Origin of the sequence: Bacillus sp. NEAU-242-2 (assembly GCF_027853835.1) — a bacterium.
In the GTDB taxonomy this organism is placed as follows: domain Bacteria; phylum Bacillota; class Bacilli; order Bacillales; family Bacillaceae; genus Bacillus; species Bacillus velezensis.
The window spans coordinates 104,438-120,534 of the sequence record NZ_JAPNNY010000002.1 but is presented as its reverse complement, the minus strand read 5'-3'; the positions used below and the strand labels follow the sequence as shown (position 1 = coordinate 120,534).

Genomic DNA, 16,097 nt, shown 5'->3' with positions numbered 1-16,097 from the left:
TTTTATCTTCGATCGGCTCTGCTGCGTGTTAAAATCTGTCGCCGTTGAAAATAGAGTTTTTTACGATTACATAGTCGACATTACGGATGGCTTCGAGTGTATTGCCGCCTGCGTAAGAGATGGAAGATTGCAGATCCTGCTCCATTTCAACCAGCGTGTCCTGCAAAGACCCTTTATGTTCGACATGCATTTTTTTGCCCTCGACGTTTTTCTTTTCGCCTTTTTGAAATTCAGAAGCGGAGCCGAAATATTCTTTGTACAGCTTTCCGTCGATTTCAATCGTTTGTCCCGGTGATTCTTCGTGGCCGGCGAATAATGATCCGATCATGACCATAGACGCGCCGAATCGGATGGATTTCGCGATATCGCCGTGCGTGCGGATGCCGCCGTCAGCAATGATCGGTTTGCTCGCCGCTTTTGCGCACCAGCGAAGCGCGGCTAATTGCCACCCGCCGGTTCCGAAGCCGGTTTTAATTTTTGTGATGCAGACTTTCCCGGGGCCGATTCCCACTTTTGTCGCGTCAGCGCCCGCGCGTTCCAGCTCCCTTACGGCTTCAGGCGTCCCGACATTCCCTGCGATGACAAAGCTTTCCGGGACATGTTCTTTAATAAATTGAATCATGCTGATCACGGCATTGGAATGGCCGTGCGCGATATCAATGGTAATATAATCCGGCACCAGCTCCTGTTCTTTCAGCTCCTGGATGAATTCATAGTCATTTTCCTTCACGCCGACACTGATGGAAGAAATCAGTCCGCGCGCTTTCATATCCCGGACAAAAGCCAGGCGTTTTTCCGGCTCGAAGCGGTGCATGATATAAAAATACCCGTTTTCCGCGAGCCAGGCCGCGATGTTTTCATCTATAATCGTCTGCATGTTGGCCGGTACGACCGGAAGTTTAAACGTGTGTCCGCCCAACGTAACTGATGTATCACATTCAGATCGGCTTTCAACAATGCATTTTGCAGGAATCAGCTGAATATCTTCGTAATCAAATACATTTTCCATATATAACACCCCTAAAAGCGAATAATATAATTAAATAAAATTAAAATGTTCGTCTTTTTATAATGTACTTCGTTTTGTCAGGAATGTCAAATGATTTCATGCTGCCTCATATGCGGTCAGCTTGTCATCCATTTGCAGTTTGGTTATCATAGTAGTATTGGTTGTTGTAAGACATTTGTTACGATAGATAGATTTGCAGAAGAAGGGAGGGGCCGGTGTGGAACAAAAACAGCCCGGGCACAGCCCGAAAGCCCAGAAAATTCAGGACCGGATTATTTTAGGCACGATTTGGGTCGTGTCAGCGCTTGTCATTGCGCTCGTTGTCGGAACCGTCATGAATTATATTTGGATGTTTAAATAAAAAAGAGTCTGTGCCGGTATGACACAGACTCTTTTTTATATTATTTTTCAAACATGCTTGTAGAATGCAGTGGCTGGACGCGCGCTTTCGGGTCCATGTAAGCCTTCGCGTTGTTCACGGCTGTCGGAGCTTCGCCGAAACCGCTGGCGATCAGCTTGACTTTGCCTTCATATGTGCAGATATCTCCGGCGGCAAAGAAGCCTTCAATATTCGTTTCCATCGTGCTTTTGACGACGATGGAATTTTTCTCGATGTCAAGGCCCCAGTTTTTAATCGGGCCGAGAGAAGAAACAAAGCCGTAGTTTACGATCAGGTCATCAATTTCAATGATTTCTTTACGGTCGCCTTTCACTTCTTCGAGAACGAGCTGTTCGATCCGGTCTTCACCGACAAGTTCAGCGGGAACAAACGGTGTCAGCACGTTGACTTTAGAATTATGCAGGTTTTCGACACTGTGCTCATGCGCGCGGAATTTATCACGGCGGTGGATGATGCTGACTTCTTTAGCAATCGGCTCAAGCATGAGCGCCCAGTCAACAGCGGAATCGCCGCCGCCCAGAACGGCAACGCGTCTGCCTGCGAATTGATTGAGGTCGTCAATGAAGTAGTGCAGGTTTTTGCTTTCATATTGTTCCGCTGATTCCAGCTCAAGCTTTCTCGGCTTAAATGCGCCGTTTCCCGCGGTGATAATGACCGTTTTTGAATAATGCGTTTCTGAATTCGTGACAAGCTTAAACACACCGTCCGCCTGTTTTTCAACAGATTCGACGGCCTGCTCTAAGCAGATGGTCTGATCGAACTTTGCCATTTGCTCTTTTAAGTTATTCACAAGTTCCTGGGCGCGGATTTTCGGGAATCCGGCTACATCATAAATATATTTTTCAGGGTACAGCGCGCTGAGCTGGCCGCCAAGCTGAGGCAGGCTCTCGATGATTTTGACGCTCGCCTGTCTCATTCCCCCGTAAAAAGCGGTAAACAGGCCGACCGGGCCGCCGCCGATGACCGTAATATCATAAACCTTTGAATCCTCTTGCATACCAAATTGCCTCCTAATTGAAAATTGTTATTAATTATAACATAGAATTTGAAAGGATGACGAGTGCCGAAAACCGCCCGGCCGCTTCATTCTTGAAAAAAATTGCGGCCGCCGCTAAGATGGGGACAAATTCCAATCTGTTTTTTCCTGAATGTTTTCCGATTCTTCCGGATAGTATGGTGATATGCAGACATGTGCGGTTTTCTAAAAAATTTTATATTTCATTTCATAAAATCCCGCCAATAAGCTGAAGCTAATACAAATGTTGATTTGATTATGCGTCTAACAGCAAAAAAAAGAAGGTGGATGTGATGGCATTGAATAAACCCAAAATCGTGGTTTTAGGTGCAGGTTATGGTGGATTAATGACAGTAACAAGGCTTCCGAAGCATATCGGGGCAAATGACGCCGACATTACTTTGGTCAATAAACACAATTATCATTATGAAACGACATGGATGCATGAAGCGAGCGCAGGAACGCTGCATCATGACCGCTGCAGATATCAAATAAAAGATGTAATCAATGAATCACGGGTCAAATTTGTGCAGGATACCGTAAAAGCGATAGATGTGCAAAATAAAAAGGTGACGCTTTCACAAGGGGACATCCCTTATGATTATCTCGTCATCGGGCTTGGCGCCGTCCCTGAAACATTCGGGATTAAAGGCTTAAAAGAGTTCGCCTTTCCGATCGCTAATATTAATACGTCACGTCAGCTGAAAGAGCATATTGAGCTCCAATTTGCGACATACAATACGGAGGCCGAAAAACGCCCTGACCGCTTAACCATCGTCGTCGGCGGAGCGGGCTTTACGGGAATTGAATTTCTCGGCGAACTTGCGAACCGCAAGCCGGAGTTATGCAGAAATTATGATATAGATGAAAGTCTCGTCCGGATCGTCTGCGTCGAAGCCGCTCCGACGGTTCTGCCGGGATTTGACCCGGAGCTTGTCGATTACGCCGTTCAATACCTTGAGAGCAAGGGTGTTGAGTTTAAAATCGGCACGGCGGTTCAAGAATGCCGCGCGGACGGTGTCACAGTCGGCAAGAAGGATGAAGAGCCTGAAGAAATCAAATCGCAGACCGTTGTCTGGGCCGCAGGCGTACGCGGACATCCGATCGTGGAGGAAGCGGGTTTTGAAAATATGCGCGGCCGCGTCAAAGTCAATCCCGATCTTCGGGCGCCCGGCCATGATAACGTTTTTATTCTCGGCGACAGCTCGCTCTTTATTAATGAAGAGACGGAACGGCCGTACCCGCCGACTGCTCAGATCGCGATGCAGCAAGGAGAAACCGTGGCCAAAAACCTGGGCCGTCTGATTAAAGGAGGCCAGCTTGAAGAGTTCAAGCCTGACATTAAAGGAACGGTCGCCTCCCTCGGTGAGCATAACGCTGTCGGAGTCGTATACGGCAGGAAGCTTAAAGGCACGCCGGCGTCCTTTATGAAAAAGGTCATTGATAACCGCTCGCTCTTTATGATCGGCGGGCTGGGCCTGACGCTGAAAAAAGGGAAGTTTAAATTCTTCTGAAAACCCGCAGCCGCGGGTTTTCTCTTCTTTTAAAAAAGAGCGCTATAAAAAGCATGTAAAAGAAAAAAATGAATGTTTCCGCTTACATGAGTTGTTATGTTACATATTCTGACTTGTTGCTTGACAAGTAAATATGATATATTATCAGAAAATTAAGAAAAAAAGGTGATCCGCATGAAAACGACAGCAAAAAGCACGGCGGCGTGTCCGTTCTGCTCAGGTAAAGGGTATTTTCAATTGCTTCTTGGCGGCTCCGAAACATGTCCCTCCTGCCAGGGAAGCGGCAAAGAGAGACGCTGATTTTTCCAGACGTTGACTTTTTTACCGCCCCCGAGGTACACTGAAAGTGCTGTAGGGGGTGGATGTTTGTGATTAGTTTGCCGGTTGTCCTGATCTCAATCGTACTATTTTTTGTACTGTTTTTCGGCATAGGCTTTCTGTTGAACATGCTGCTTAGAATGTCGTGGATTATGGCTGTTGTCTATCCGATTGTATGCCTTTTCATTATCAGCAATAAAAAGATGATCAGTTACGTGCAGGCGCCGGGGGAATCCTTTCAAAGCCTGTTTCAGCGCATCATGTCATTAGCGGTTGCGGATGTCGTGATTTTGGCGGGCGGACTGGCGGGAGCCATCATGTCAGGCATTGCCATAAAGGCGCTCAGAAAAAGAGGATATCAAATGTTTTAAGCCGCTTTCTTATTCAAGAAAGCTTTTTTTGTGTCGCGGCGCTTTTTGTATAGCACCTCACCGAGTTGGGAACAATGACTCGGAGGAGAGTGATTTCAGATTGACGATAATCAGACGCGTATTCATGATCGTGCTCTTTTTGGGCGCATGCCATGCGACATACTTTTCCATAACCGGTGTTGAAGCAAAGGATCTGACAAATTGGATGACGGAACATCGCGGCGCCGTTTTGAAAAACATCGGCACTCCGTTTCAATCCTTACAGAATCAGCCGGAAAAGAAGGCATCAGGCAGGGTAAAGCCGCTGGAAGAAGCTTTTGACTGGGAACGCTATCCGTCACAAAAGGTGACGGCCACCGGTTATACCGCCGGAGCGGAATCTACCGGAAAATCTCCGGGTCATCCGCAGTACGGAATTACATATTCAGGCGTGAAGGTCAAACGCGATTTATATTCAACTGTTGCGGCCGATCCGTCTGTTTTCCCGATCGGGACGATTCTTTTTATACCGAATTACGGTTACGGGGTTGTCGCCGATACCGGCTCAAAAATTAAAGGCAGCCGCCTTGACCTCTACTTTGACACCGTCAAGGACGTCTATAACAATTGGGGCAAAAAAACACTTGAGGTCTACATTATTAAAAAAGGGAACGGCACAGTGACCGAGGACGAACTTGTAAAGCTGAACGAAACAAAGTCGCTGCAAGTGTTCAGAAATCAATACAAAACGGTAAAAGAATAAAAACGCTTCAGCATCCGCTGAAGCGTTTTTACATAAAGAAATAATCTAAAATCAATGTCAGCACAATACCGGTGACGCCGCCGAAGAACACTTCAATCGGCTGATGGCCGAGCAGCTCTTTCAATTTCTTCTGTTTTTCTTTCTCTTCCGCTTTCTGAAAGTCCTTCGCTTCGCTGACAAACCGATTAAAGTCGATGACCAGTTTATTAATGACTGTCGCCTGTTCACCCGCATGCCGCCTGACACCTGTAGCATCGAACATCGTAATGACGGCGAAAATCGCGGCGACTGCAAACAGGGGCGAGTCCAGTCCCTGTTCCAAAGCGATTCCGGTTGACAGCGCGGTGACGGCAGCGGAATGGGAGCTCGGCATGCCGCCGGTGCTCGTCACAAGAGACCAGTCAAGTTTTTTGGATACGATAAATTGAATAGGCACTTTTACAACTTGGGCAAAAATAATGGCGGCAAAACTCGCCAGTAAAGGAAAATTCATAAGTACATCCATATGCGACATCCTTTCTGTATCTGCTGATTCCGATCGTATCGAAAAACTGCAGAAAACGCCCTTAGTTTGGTAAAATAAAATCAATGAAAAATGTTTTTTCATTATACCACTTTACATAACAAATACCCACATAAGGAGTGTGTACTCATGTTTTATGCATCTGATCAACTGCGGCATCCCGAAACACTGGTCATCGGTCTTTTTCAAAAAAGCACGCTGAACGGATTTACGAAGGAATTGGATGATAAATTGGACGGTCATCTGACCCAGCTGTTAAAGGATGGTGATGTGTCCGCCAAACGCAATCGTGTATCAAAAGTATACCCTCCGGCTGCGACCGGTATGAAACGTATTTATTTTATCGGCCTGGGAAGAGAAGCGGATTATTCGTTTGAAGATACGAAAGAATGCTTTGCACGAGTATTTCAGCAGATTCATCAAGATAAAAAACAGGAAGTTTCCGTGTTGCTCGATACATTCGTCTCCGGGGAAGTGCCTGCCGCCGATGCCGCTCATGCGCTTTCGGAAAGCTGTCTGCTTGCGGTTTACGAAGTGCAGGATTATAAACATAAATCGAATGAGCCGGATCAGGAACTGAAATCAGTCTGCGCCGTGACCGAAGAAGACCTGAGGGAAGTGCAGGCCGGCCTGAACGTCGGCGCGGCATACGGCCAAGGGGCGAATTCAGCCCGCACGCTTGTGAATATGCCGGGTAATATGCTGACGGCCACTGATTTGGCGTCATATGCCGCTGAGCTTGCGGCAAAATACGATTTCGAGTGTGAAATTTTAGAAAAAGATGAAATGGAAGAGCTCGGCATGGGCGGGCTGCTTGCTGTTAACAAAGGCTCATCCGAACCGCCGAAAATGATCGTTCTGAAGTATCAGGGCAAAGATCAGTGGGAAGACGTCATCGGCCTGGTCGGTAAAGGAATTACCTTTGATACGGGCGGATATTCAATTAAGCCGAAAACCGGCATCGTCGGCATGAAAAGCGATATGGGAGGGGCCGCCTCGGTATTGGGCGCAATGGAAATTATCGGCGAACTCCGGCCTGAACAAAACGTGCTCGCCGTCATACCGTCTACCGACAACATGATTTCGTCCGATGCCATGAAGCCGGATGACGTCATCGTTTCGCTCAGCGGAAAAACCATTGAGATCCTGAACACCGATGCGGAAGGGCGTCTCGTGCTTGCCGACGGCATCACATACGCCAAGCAGCACGGAGCCTCTGTCCTTGTAGACGTCGCAACGTTAACGGGCGGTGTCATTGTCGCCTTAGGGAACGAAATGACGGGCGCCATGACCAATCACGCCGCGTTTTATGAACAAGTGGCGGAATCGGCGAAAGAATCCGGCGAGCCGATCTGGCAGCTTCCGATTACAGAAAAGGATAAAAAACGGGTGAGAAACAGTCAGATGGCTGATTTGAACAATTCCCCGGGAAGAGAAGGCCACGCGATTATGGCGGGGGCATTCCTTGGTGAATTCGCGGAAAACACGCCGTGGGTTCATCTCGATATTGCGGGAACCGCGACGGCGAATAAAGCGACATGCTTCGGCCCTGCCGGCGCAACAGGCGTCATGGCAAGGACGTTGGCTGTTTTGACTGAGCGGTTTACGCCCGAAAGATAACAGCATCCCGCTGCCTTGATGCAGCGGGTTTTTTGATTTCCAAAATCTTTAGTTGACTAAAGCGCAGAATGTATGTTAACTTTAATTATCTACTACATTAGCAAACTAAAGGATTTTTGGAGGGACTCATCAATGAATGCTGTTGTTGTCGCAGTATTGCTTATGCTCGTCTTAAGCCTGCTGCGTGTCAATATTATTATAGCTTTAATGATCGGCGCGCTTGCCGGCGGGCTGACCGGCGGCTTAGGCCTCGGAGAGACGGTGAAGGCTTTTACGGACGGTCTCGGCGGAAATGCCACCGTCGCGGTCAGCTACGCGCTGCTCGGAGCATTTGCCGCGGCGCTGACAAAGACGGGGCTTCCCGATGCAATGGTGGAAGCGTCTGTCAAACTAATCGGAAAAAAGGAAGATTCGCGGAAAAAAGCACTGTCAAAAGTGTTAATCGTACTGATTATTTTAATCATATCCTGTTTCTCACAAAACGTGGTGCCCGTTCACATTGCGTTTATTCCTGTATTGATTCCGCCGCTTTTAAAAATATTTAACGAACTTGAAATAGACCGCAGACTGATCGCGTGTGTGATGACATTCGGACTGACTGCGCCGTATATCGTTCTGCCTGTCGGATTCGGACAGATTTTCCAAGGGATGCTGAGAGATAATATGGCGTCAGCCGGTTTAAAGGTGCCGCTCAGTGATATTCCGTATGCTTTAATCATCCCGACGGCCGGGATGGTAGTCGGATTAATTTTATCCGTCATCGTCTTCCGGAAACCGAAGAAATATGAGACGAAGGAGATTGCCGGACTGTCGTCTTCTCCTTATACGAAAAAAAGCATTGCCATCGCCCTGATCTCCATTGCCGTGTCGCTTGCCGTTCAGCTCTATCTGTCACAAGTGCTCGGAGTGGAAGGTATGATCATGGGCGCGCTTGCCGGTTTGTTTACGCTGTTTATCAGCGGAGTCATGAAGCGCAATGAAGCGGATAAGCTGATCACGGACGGCATGATTCTGATGGCTTTTATCGGGTTTGTCATGCTTGTTGCGGCCGGTTTTTCAAATGTATTGAATAAAACGGGCGATGTGGCTTCCTTGGTCAAAGCATCAACAGGCTTTATCGGTCACAGTCAATCATTAGGCGCGCTCCTGATGCTGGTGGTCGGTTTATTAATCACGATGGGAATCGGATCATCATTTGCAACCGTACCCGTCATTACGACCATATTTGTCCCGCTGTGCGCTCAGCTCGGATTCAGCCCGATGGCGACGATCGCCGTAATCGGAGCGGCCGCCGCGGTCGGTGATGCGGGTTCTCCTGCAAGTGACAGTACGCTCGGGCCGACGTCAGGCCTCAGCGCCGACGGACAGCACCACCACATTTGGGATACGTGCGTACCGACATTTATTTTCTATAACATTCCGCTTGTGATATTCGGGTGGATTGCCGCGCTTGTTCTGTAAAAAAGGCTCCCGGAAAGGGGAGCCTTTTTGTATGCTGAGAACATCTTACGCCGGATTTCTGCTGAACCCCGTCGCTTTATGAATAGATCTGTATACGGCAGGCGCGATAGATGCCAATAACAGTGCTAAAATGATATCTTTTATGAAAAACCATATCATGTAAAACCAGGCCATTCCGTAGCTGATCGGAGCATGAAGCCATAATTTCAGCGCAATATACGTATAGGTCGTGCCAATGATATAAATGACGGCGGTACCGATCAAAGAGGCCCATGCATAATGCAGGCGGCCGGGTTTTTTTGTTTTTTCCAGCAGCCATCCGGCTGCAAATGCCGCCGGGATGTAAGCGAGAATAAATCCGCCGCTCTTTCCGATAAACGGCGCAAAGCCTGCTGAGAATTGAGCGAAAACAGGCGCCCCCGCGAGTCCGGCCAATGCGTATACCGTCATTGCAATGGCTGCCCGTCTGGCGCCGAGAAGCATCGCGGCTAACAGACAAAAGAAAGGCTGCAGCGATAACGGAATTCCCGCAACTTGCAAAAAAGGAGCCATTGATGTAATGTTGGCGCCGACGGCCATCAGTGCGGCAAACATGCCGATAAGCGCCATATCGCCCGCACGAAGGTTGCGTTGTTTCATTTGTTTTTCCCCCTTACACTTGTACCAGATTAGCGTAATCGAAGGGTGATTGATTGTCAACAAAGATTTAATATAGGTTTACTAAATGGAGGGAGCCATATGTTTTTCGGGAAAACGAGACAAACAAAACAGTCGGAACGGATTCCGCCAAATCAAAATGTCACAACGAAGTTTCCCGTGCTTCACGCCGGAAATGTTCCTTATTATGAAGATATGTCAAAATGGAATCTGCAAGTGTACGGGCTTGTTGACCGTCCTATGCTGTTAAGCTTTGAAGATATCAAAGCCTTTCCGGAAGCCGAAGTGAAAAATGATATTCATTGCGTCACGGGCTGGTCCCGTCTTGATAATATCTGGCAGGGAATACGCGCCAAAGACATCGCTGAGAAAGCGGGTGTGCACAAAGAAGCGGGATTCGTCATTCTGCACGCTGAAGAGGGCTGGACGGCCAACCTGCCGCTTTCTGATTTTACGCGGGAAACATCCCTGCTGGCATATGCGTATAACGGCGAGCCGTTAACGCCAGAGCACGGCTATCCGCTCCGAGGCGTTTTCCCCCATCTTTATTTCTGGAAAAGCGCAAAATGGCTGCGCGGCATTCAGTTCACAAAGGAAAACCACCCCGGCTTTTGGGAGAAAAACGGCTACCATATGAGGGGAGATCCATGGAAGAATGAGCGCTTTACATGGGATTAAGCCCCTATCCCTATATAGTTCTTAGGTACCTTATTAAAATAAGGTGCTTTTTTTATATCAAAAATCCATTGACTTTGTTTGGCAAAAAACCTATTATTTGAGGTGTCTTTTGATATTGAAAATCATTATCAATGAGGTTAGATAAAGCAATTGCCACAAAGGGGTTGAACACATAATGGACGGAAAACAAATAAAGCGGGGTTTCGCGCCGGCCGGCCGATACGCGGTTCCGGGCACAGAAGTAAGAGAAATGCGCTCAAAAGGAGGCCGTACGTATCGTATCTTTGTCTCTTTACCTCAGGAAGAACCGCCTGCATCCGGCTTCCCTGTCATATACCTGCTCGATGCGAATTCCGTGTTCGGCACAATGGCCGAAGCTTTGCGGGTGCAAAGCCGGCGGCCTGAAAAAACAGGCGTTGTTCCGGCGGTGATTGTCGGAATCGGCTACCCGACAGATCAGCCGTTTTCCGCCGAACGGCACAGTGATTTTACGATGCCGCTTTCTGAATCAGAATTGCCGGTGCATCCGCGCGGCGCGGCATGGCCCGAACAGGGAGGGGCGGAAGCGTTTCTGGAGTTTATAGAAGAAGAAGTAAAGCCCGCGATGGAGCGGGATTATCCGATCGACAGAGGCAGGCAGACGATTTTCGGCCATTCGCTGGGCGGTCTTTTTGTGCTGCAAGTGCTTTTGACGAGGCCGGACATGTTCCAGACCTATGTTGCGGGAAGTCCGTCAATTCATTGGAACAAGCGTTTTATTCAGGAAAACGCAGAACGTTTGTCAGACCGGCTCTCTGCGGAAAATCTTCAAGTCAGCGTATTGCTGGCTGCGGGAGAAATTGAAAAAACACATAAAAGCAGAATCCCGCAGCACGCAGAGGCGCTGTACGCTTTATTATCCGGATTTGAAGGTGATGGAGTCCGCGCTGAATACAGCGAGTTTGAAGGAGAGGGCCATATTTCTGTCCTGCCCGTTTTAATCAGCAGAGCCCTTCGTTTCTGCCTGAATCCGGGAGGGCCGCATACCCCGTATTCTCCCGCATGAGAAAAAACAGGCCCTTCGAACTAAATGCGGCTGATTCTAATTTTCTAATTGACTGCGTGTTTTGATTTGGATATGATTGTCTTGAATCATAATTGATAATGATAATCATTATCAATATAGAAAGGGAATGATAATATGAACGCATTGGGAATGAAAGGGAAAACAGCCGTTGTCACCGGCGCCGCTCAAGGCATCGGGGAAGCAACAGCGCTTGCCCTTGCTGAACAAGGCGTAAATGTGGCAGCTATAGATACAAATGAAGACCTGCTTCCCGGGCTTACTGACAGACTCCGGCAAAAAGGCGTGCAGGCGCAGGGGTTTGCCGCAGATGTATCTGACAGTGCGGCTGTCAATGATATCATCGCCGCCGTTGAACGCGACATGGGGCCTATTGAAATATTGGCGAACGTTGCGGGCGTGCTGCGGCCGGGTCCGGTGCAATCCCTCAGTGATGAAGATTGGGATCAAACATTTTCTGTTAATACGACCGGCGTATTTCATGTATCGCGTGCTGTAAGCCGGTACATGATTGAGCGTCAAAAAGGCGCCATCGTTACGGTCGGTTCGAATGCAGCCGGCGTTCCGCGTGCTTCCATGGCGGCTTATGCGGCGTCAAAAGCGGCTGCCGCCATGTTTACGAAATGCCTCGGACTGGAGCTTGCGGCCCATCATATCCGCTGCAACATCGTATCTCCGGGTTCAACGGAAACCGACATGCAGCGTGCGCTGTGGCGGGATGAAAACGGAGCACAGGACGTTATCAGAGGTTCGCTTGATACATATAAAACGGGAATTCCGCTTCAAAAGCTGGCAAAGCCTTCTGATATTGCAAATGCCGTTTTGTTTCTGGCCTCTGAACAGGCAAGCCATATCACGATGCATGATTTATGCGTGGATGGCGGCGCTACTTTAGGCGTTTGATGTAACGAGAAGGAGGGATAATCATGACAAATCAACATGTATTGACGGAAGTGTCTGCAAAAGAGGTGCTGGACGCTTACAAGCCCGGAGCGTTCTTTTTAGCTTCCCCGAAAAGTACGCTCCTTGCAGAAGGTGTGTTTGCAAAAGTGCCGGATGCAGACGCGGAGAATCAGCTGGACTCACTGCCTGAACGCGTAAGACAGACGCTTCTTGAGGCAAAGCAAGCCGGCATCAAACATCCGATTGCGGCCGGCGCCATTCCTTTTGACGGCAGAAAAGCTTCCCGGCTTTTTGTACCGAAGAATGTCCATACGGCAGGCCCGCTTTCGTTTGCGGAATCTTCCGCAGAAAAGCCGCAATCCAATACATATGACATCTGCCCCGTTCCGGAGCCTGAGGGCTTTATGAGCGGTGTGGAACAAGGCGTATTCAACATTACGGACGGTCCGCTCAGCAAAATCGTGCTGTCAAGGACGCTTCATCTGACCGCTGAAAAGGATATCGACATTCCTCAGGCCGTCAAGCATTTGGCGCAGCACAACCCGCGCGGCTATACATTCGCTGCCGATGTGACGGGAACGTCAGAAACAAGAAAAACGCTTTTCGGCGCAAGTCCTGAACTGCTGCTGTCCAAAAACGGAACATCGATTCTGTCCAATCCGCTGGCAGGTTCCAGACCTCGCAGCACAGATCCCGCCGAGGATCAGAGAAGAGCGGAAGAACTGCTGCAATCAGCAAAAGATCTGCATGAACATGCCGTAGTCGTGGCCGCCGTGGCCGCCGCCCTAAAACCGTTCTGCCGTGTGCTTGATGTGCCGGAAAAACCGTCACTCATTAAAACTGAGGCGATGTGGCACCTGTCCACCGAGGTAAAGGGAGAGCTGCGTGATCCGTCAACGACATCACTTGAGCTGGCCATCGCCCTGCATCCGACGCCCGCGGTATGCGGAACGCCGACGGATGCGGCGAGAGAAGCGATTCAGGATATTGAACCGTTTGACCGCAATTTCTATACGGGAATGGCGGGCTGGTGTGATGCTGAAGGCGACGGAGAATGGATTATCGCACTCCGCTGCGCCGAAGCGGAAACAAGGTCTCTCCGGCTCTTTGCGGGTGCCGGGATTGTCGCCGGATCAAAGCCGCAGGATGAATTGGACGAGACATCGGCGAAATTCCGCACCATGCTCCGGGCGATGGGGCTTTACCAAGATGAGTTGTAAAAAAGGAGGGAACGGATCGTGCTGACTGGATTTACGCCATGGCCGGAAGAATGGGCTGACAAATACCGAAAAGACGGCTGCTGGAAGGGTGAGACGTTCGGAGGAATGCTGAAAGAGCGTGCGGCTTTATACGGAAATCAAACTGCCGTGACGTGTAAAGATGTACATTGGACCTACAAAGAATTAGATGAAAGGGCCGATCGTTTAGCGGCGGGGCTGCATAAGCTCGGAATTCAAAAGGAAGACCGCGTTGTCGTGCAGCTGCCGAATATCGCTGAGTTTTTTGAAGTGATTTTCGCGCTGTTCCGCCTCGGAGCACTGCCCGTTTTCGCGCTGCCTTCTCATAGAAGCAGTGAGATTACGTATTTCTGCGAGTTTGCAGAGGCGAAAGCATACATCATTCCTGATACGCATTCAGGTTTTGATTACAGGGCGCTGGCCAGACAGGTGAAAGACAAACTTCCGGATTTGGCGCATGTCATTGTGGCCGGCGAAGCTGAAGAGTTTCAGGAACTGAGCAGCCTGCATAGAGAGCCTGTTCAGCTGGAAGAGGTAAGCCCGGCGGAAGTCGCTTTTTTACAGCTTTCAGGAGGCAGTACGGGGCTGTCCAAGCTGATTCCGCGAACACACGACGATTACATATACAGTTTGCGCCTCAGCGCGGAAATATGCGGCTTGGATCATCACAGCGTTTATTTGGCCGCGCTGCCGACAGCGCATAATTATCCGCTCAGCTCGCCGGGTGTGCTGGGAACTTTATATGCCGGAGGCCGGGTTGTTCTGTCACCGACGCCGAGTCCGGATGACTGCTTCCCGTTAATTGAAAAAGAACGTGTCACGATTACAGCGCTCGTCCCGCCGCTTGCGATGGTGTGGATGGACGCATCCGGTTCGCGAAGTGATGATTTATCAAGCCTTCAAGTGCTGCAGGTGGGAGGCGCCAAATTCAGTGCTGAGGCGGCCCGCCGCGTAAAGAGCGCTTTCGGATGCACCCTTCAGCAGGTTTTCGGAATGGCGGAAGGATTGGTGAATTATACGAGACTGGATGATCCTGAAGAGATCATTGTCAATACGCAAGGCAGACCGATGTCACCTTTTGATGAGGTCAGGGTTTTAGACGATGACGGGCGGGATGTCGCCCCCGGTGAAGCGGGACATTTGTTTACACGCGGCCCTTACACGATTCGCGGATATTATAAAGCGCCTGAACATAATGAAAGATCATTCACAGCCGACGGATTTTATCAGACCGGCGATATCGTCAAACTGACGGCGGACGGCTATATCATCGTCGAAGGACGTGCGAAAGATCAAATCAATCGGGGCGGTGAAAAAATAGCCGCTGAGGAGGTGGAAAATCACCTTCTTGCGCACCCTGCCGTTCATGATGCGGCCATGGTTTCAATGCCGGATGATTTTCTCGGAGAGCGGTCCTGTGTGTTCGTCATTCCGAAAGGAGAAGCGCCGAAACCGGGAGAGCTGAAAGCGTTTTTACGGGAGCGCGGATTGGCGGCATATAAAATCCCCGACCGGATTGAATTTATCGCTTCTTTCCCGAAAACCGGCGTCGGCAAGGTCAGTAAAAAGGATCTTCGCGAAACGATCGCCCAAAAAGTAAAGCCGGCTGAAATCAAACAATCTTAAAAAAAGGAAGTGTTTACATTGGCTATACCGTCTATTCCCGCATATGCGCTGCCGACAGCGTCAGATATGCCTGAAAATAAAGTATCGTGGACGCTGAATCCGAAACGAGCGGTGCTTCTGATTCATGACATGCAGAATTATTTCGTCGATGCTTTTGCGAAAGGTGAGGCTCCGATCACGGAGGCGGCTCAGAATATCAAGAAAATAAAAGAGCAATGCAAAGCGCTCGGCATTCCGGTGGTGTACACCGCGCAGCCGGGCAGCCAAGACCCGGCGGACCGCGCGCTGCTGACGGATTTTTGGGGGCCGGGGCTGAAAAGCGGGCCTTATGAAGAAAAGGTCATTCCGGAGCTTGCCCCGGATGATCAGGACATAGTCCTCACAAAGTGGAGATACAGCGCGTTTAAACGGACGAATCTCCTTGACATCATGCGTGAAAGCGGCAGAGACCAGCTCATGATTACGGGAATTTATGCACACATCGGCTGTCTCGTCACAGCCTGTGAAGCATTTATGGATGATATCCAAAGCTTCTTTATCGGAGACGCCGTTGCTGATTTTTCTTCAGAAAAACATAAGATGGCCATCGAATATGCGTCTCAGCGTTGCGCTTACACGGCTTTGACAAACGAAGTGCTGGAACTGCTGGGCGGCGCGCCGGTTTCTGAAGGAGAAGGGAAGACTTCCGCCGTATTGACAAAAGACCGGGTGCGGGAACAAATTGCGGCGATTCTTCAAGAATCACCGTCTGATATTCCGGATCATGAAGACCTGCTGGACAGAGGCCTTGACTCCGTCAGAATCATGAGCCTTGTCGAACAATGGCGCCGTGACGGAGCTGAAGTGACGTTTGTGGAACTGGCGGAGAACCCGACGCTGGAAGAGTGGTGGAGACTTCTTTCTTCCCGATCTCAAAAAGTCTTGCCGAACGCAGATTATTTATAAAGGGAGAGAATAGA

General features: G+C 49.4%; 17 protein-coding genes. 13 read left to right on the top strand and 4 right to left on the bottom strand.

Going from position 1 to position 16,097, the window contains the following annotated elements; genetic code table 11:
* Positions 1 to 28: 28 nt before the first annotated feature.
* Positions 29 to 1,009: a GMP reductase gene (gene guaC / locus OWN49_RS05530; RefSeq protein WP_102422009.1), complete on the bottom strand. Its 981-nt coding sequence runs from the start codon at positions 1,007 to 1,009 to the stop codon at positions 29 to 31.
* 217 nt (positions 1,010 to 1,226) lie between these two features.
* Between guaC and OWN49_RS05525 the strand changes: the two genes are divergently transcribed.
* Entirely contained in the window at positions 1,227 to 1,370 is a 144-nt protein-coding gene (locus OWN49_RS05525; protein ID WP_003151982.1) for a hypothetical protein, read from the top strand.
* A 40-nt stretch (positions 1,371 to 1,410) separates the two neighbouring features.
* On the opposite strand, the gene yumC is transcribed toward OWN49_RS05525, so the two are convergent.
* Positions 1,411 to 2,406 carry a ferredoxin--NADP reductase 2 gene (gene yumC, locus OWN49_RS05520; RefSeq protein WP_031378399.1) on the bottom strand — a complete coding sequence of 332 codons (996 nt, stop codon included), beginning with the start codon at positions 2,404 to 2,406 and terminating at the stop codon, positions 1,411 to 1,413.
* 311 nt (positions 2,407 to 2,717) lie between these two features.
* Here yumC and OWN49_RS05515 point away from each other — a divergent pair, with 311 nt between their 5' ends.
* From OWN49_RS05515 to OWN49_RS05500, 4 genes are all read left to right on the top strand, one after another.
* On the top strand, positions 2,718 to 3,938 hold the full coding sequence (locus OWN49_RS05515) for an NAD(P)/FAD-dependent oxidoreductase (protein WP_176283513.1): 1,221 nt from the start codon (positions 2,718 to 2,720) through the stop codon (positions 3,936 to 3,938).
* Between the two features lie 174 nt (positions 3,939 to 4,112).
* The gene (locus OWN49_RS05510; protein ID WP_007408708.1) at positions 4,113 to 4,238 is read left to right on the top strand and encodes a YuiA family protein; all 126 of its coding nucleotides are present in this window, start codon (positions 4,113 to 4,115) and stop codon (positions 4,236 to 4,238) included.
* Between the two features lie 68 nt (positions 4,239 to 4,306).
* Positions 4,307 to 4,627, top strand: coding sequence for a YuiB family protein (locus OWN49_RS05505; RefSeq protein ID WP_003151989.1), 321 nt, complete (start codon positions 4,307 to 4,309; stop codon positions 4,625 to 4,627).
* Between the two features lie 100 nt (positions 4,628 to 4,727).
* The gene (locus tag OWN49_RS05500) at positions 4,728 to 5,369 is read left to right on the top strand and encodes a 3D domain-containing protein (RefSeq protein ID WP_003151990.1); all 642 of its coding nucleotides are present in this window, start codon (positions 4,728 to 4,730) and stop codon (positions 5,367 to 5,369) included.
* Positions 5,370 to 5,397: 28 nt separating this feature from the next.
* On the opposite strand, the gene OWN49_RS05495 is transcribed toward OWN49_RS05500, so the two are convergent.
* A complete protein-coding gene (locus OWN49_RS05495) occupies positions 5,398 to 5,874 on the bottom strand; it encodes a divergent PAP2 family protein (protein WP_003151991.1) in 477 nt (158 codons plus the stop codon).
* A gap of 147 nt (positions 5,875 to 6,021) precedes the next feature.
* On the opposite strand from OWN49_RS05495, the gene OWN49_RS05490 reads away from it, so the two are divergent.
* Both OWN49_RS05490 and OWN49_RS05485 read left to right on the top strand, forming a co-directional pair.
* Positions 6,022 to 7,512 carry a leucyl aminopeptidase gene (locus OWN49_RS05490; protein WP_176283512.1) on the top strand — a complete coding sequence of 497 codons (1,491 nt, stop codon included), beginning with the start codon at positions 6,022 to 6,024 and terminating at the stop codon, positions 7,510 to 7,512.
* A gap of 132 nt (positions 7,513 to 7,644) precedes the next feature.
* Positions 7,645 to 8,973 carry a Na+/H+ antiporter NhaC family protein gene (locus OWN49_RS05485; RefSeq protein WP_025650207.1) on the top strand — a complete coding sequence of 443 codons (1,329 nt, stop codon included), beginning with the start codon at positions 7,645 to 7,647 and terminating at the stop codon, positions 8,971 to 8,973.
* Positions 8,974 to 9,018: 45 nt separating this feature from the next.
* On the opposite strand, the gene OWN49_RS05480 is transcribed toward OWN49_RS05485, so the two are convergent.
* On the bottom strand, positions 9,019 to 9,612 hold the full coding sequence (locus OWN49_RS05480; protein WP_003151994.1) for a biotin transporter BioY: 594 nt from the start codon (positions 9,610 to 9,612) through the stop codon (positions 9,019 to 9,021).
* 99 nt (positions 9,613 to 9,711) lie between these two features.
* On the opposite strand from OWN49_RS05480, the gene OWN49_RS05475 reads away from it, so the two are divergent.
* The 6 genes from OWN49_RS05475 (at position 9,712) to OWN49_RS05450 (ending at position 16,083) form a co-directional block, all read left to right on the top strand.
* On the top strand, positions 9,712 to 10,308 hold the full coding sequence (locus OWN49_RS05475; RefSeq protein ID WP_166705778.1) for a sulfite oxidase-like oxidoreductase: 597 nt from the start codon (positions 9,712 to 9,714) through the stop codon (positions 10,306 to 10,308).
* Between the two features lie 175 nt (positions 10,309 to 10,483).
* Entirely contained in the window at positions 10,484 to 11,353 is an 870-nt protein-coding gene (locus tag OWN49_RS05470; RefSeq protein ID WP_176283511.1) for an alpha/beta hydrolase, read from the top strand.
* A gap of 135 nt (positions 11,354 to 11,488) precedes the next feature.
* Positions 11,489 to 12,274 carry a 2,3-dihydro-2,3-dihydroxybenzoate dehydrogenase gene (locus OWN49_RS05465; protein WP_176283510.1) on the top strand — a complete coding sequence of 262 codons (786 nt, stop codon included), beginning with the start codon at positions 11,489 to 11,491 and terminating at the stop codon, positions 12,272 to 12,274.
* 23 nt (positions 12,275 to 12,297) lie between these two features.
* The gene (dhbC, locus tag OWN49_RS05460; RefSeq protein ID WP_070082298.1) at positions 12,298 to 13,494 is read left to right on the top strand and encodes an isochorismate synthase DhbC; all 1,197 of its coding nucleotides are present in this window, start codon (positions 12,298 to 12,300) and stop codon (positions 13,492 to 13,494) included.
* 18 nt (positions 13,495 to 13,512) lie between these two features.
* Entirely contained in the window at positions 13,513 to 15,138 is a 1,626-nt protein-coding gene (locus OWN49_RS05455) for a (2,3-dihydroxybenzoyl)adenylate synthase (RefSeq protein WP_031378404.1), read from the top strand.
* Positions 15,139 to 15,156: 18 nt separating this feature from the next.
* Positions 15,157 to 16,083, top strand: coding sequence for an isochorismatase (locus tag OWN49_RS05450; RefSeq protein WP_031378405.1), 927 nt, complete (start codon positions 15,157 to 15,159; stop codon positions 16,081 to 16,083).
* Positions 16,084 to 16,097 lie beyond the last annotated feature (14 nt).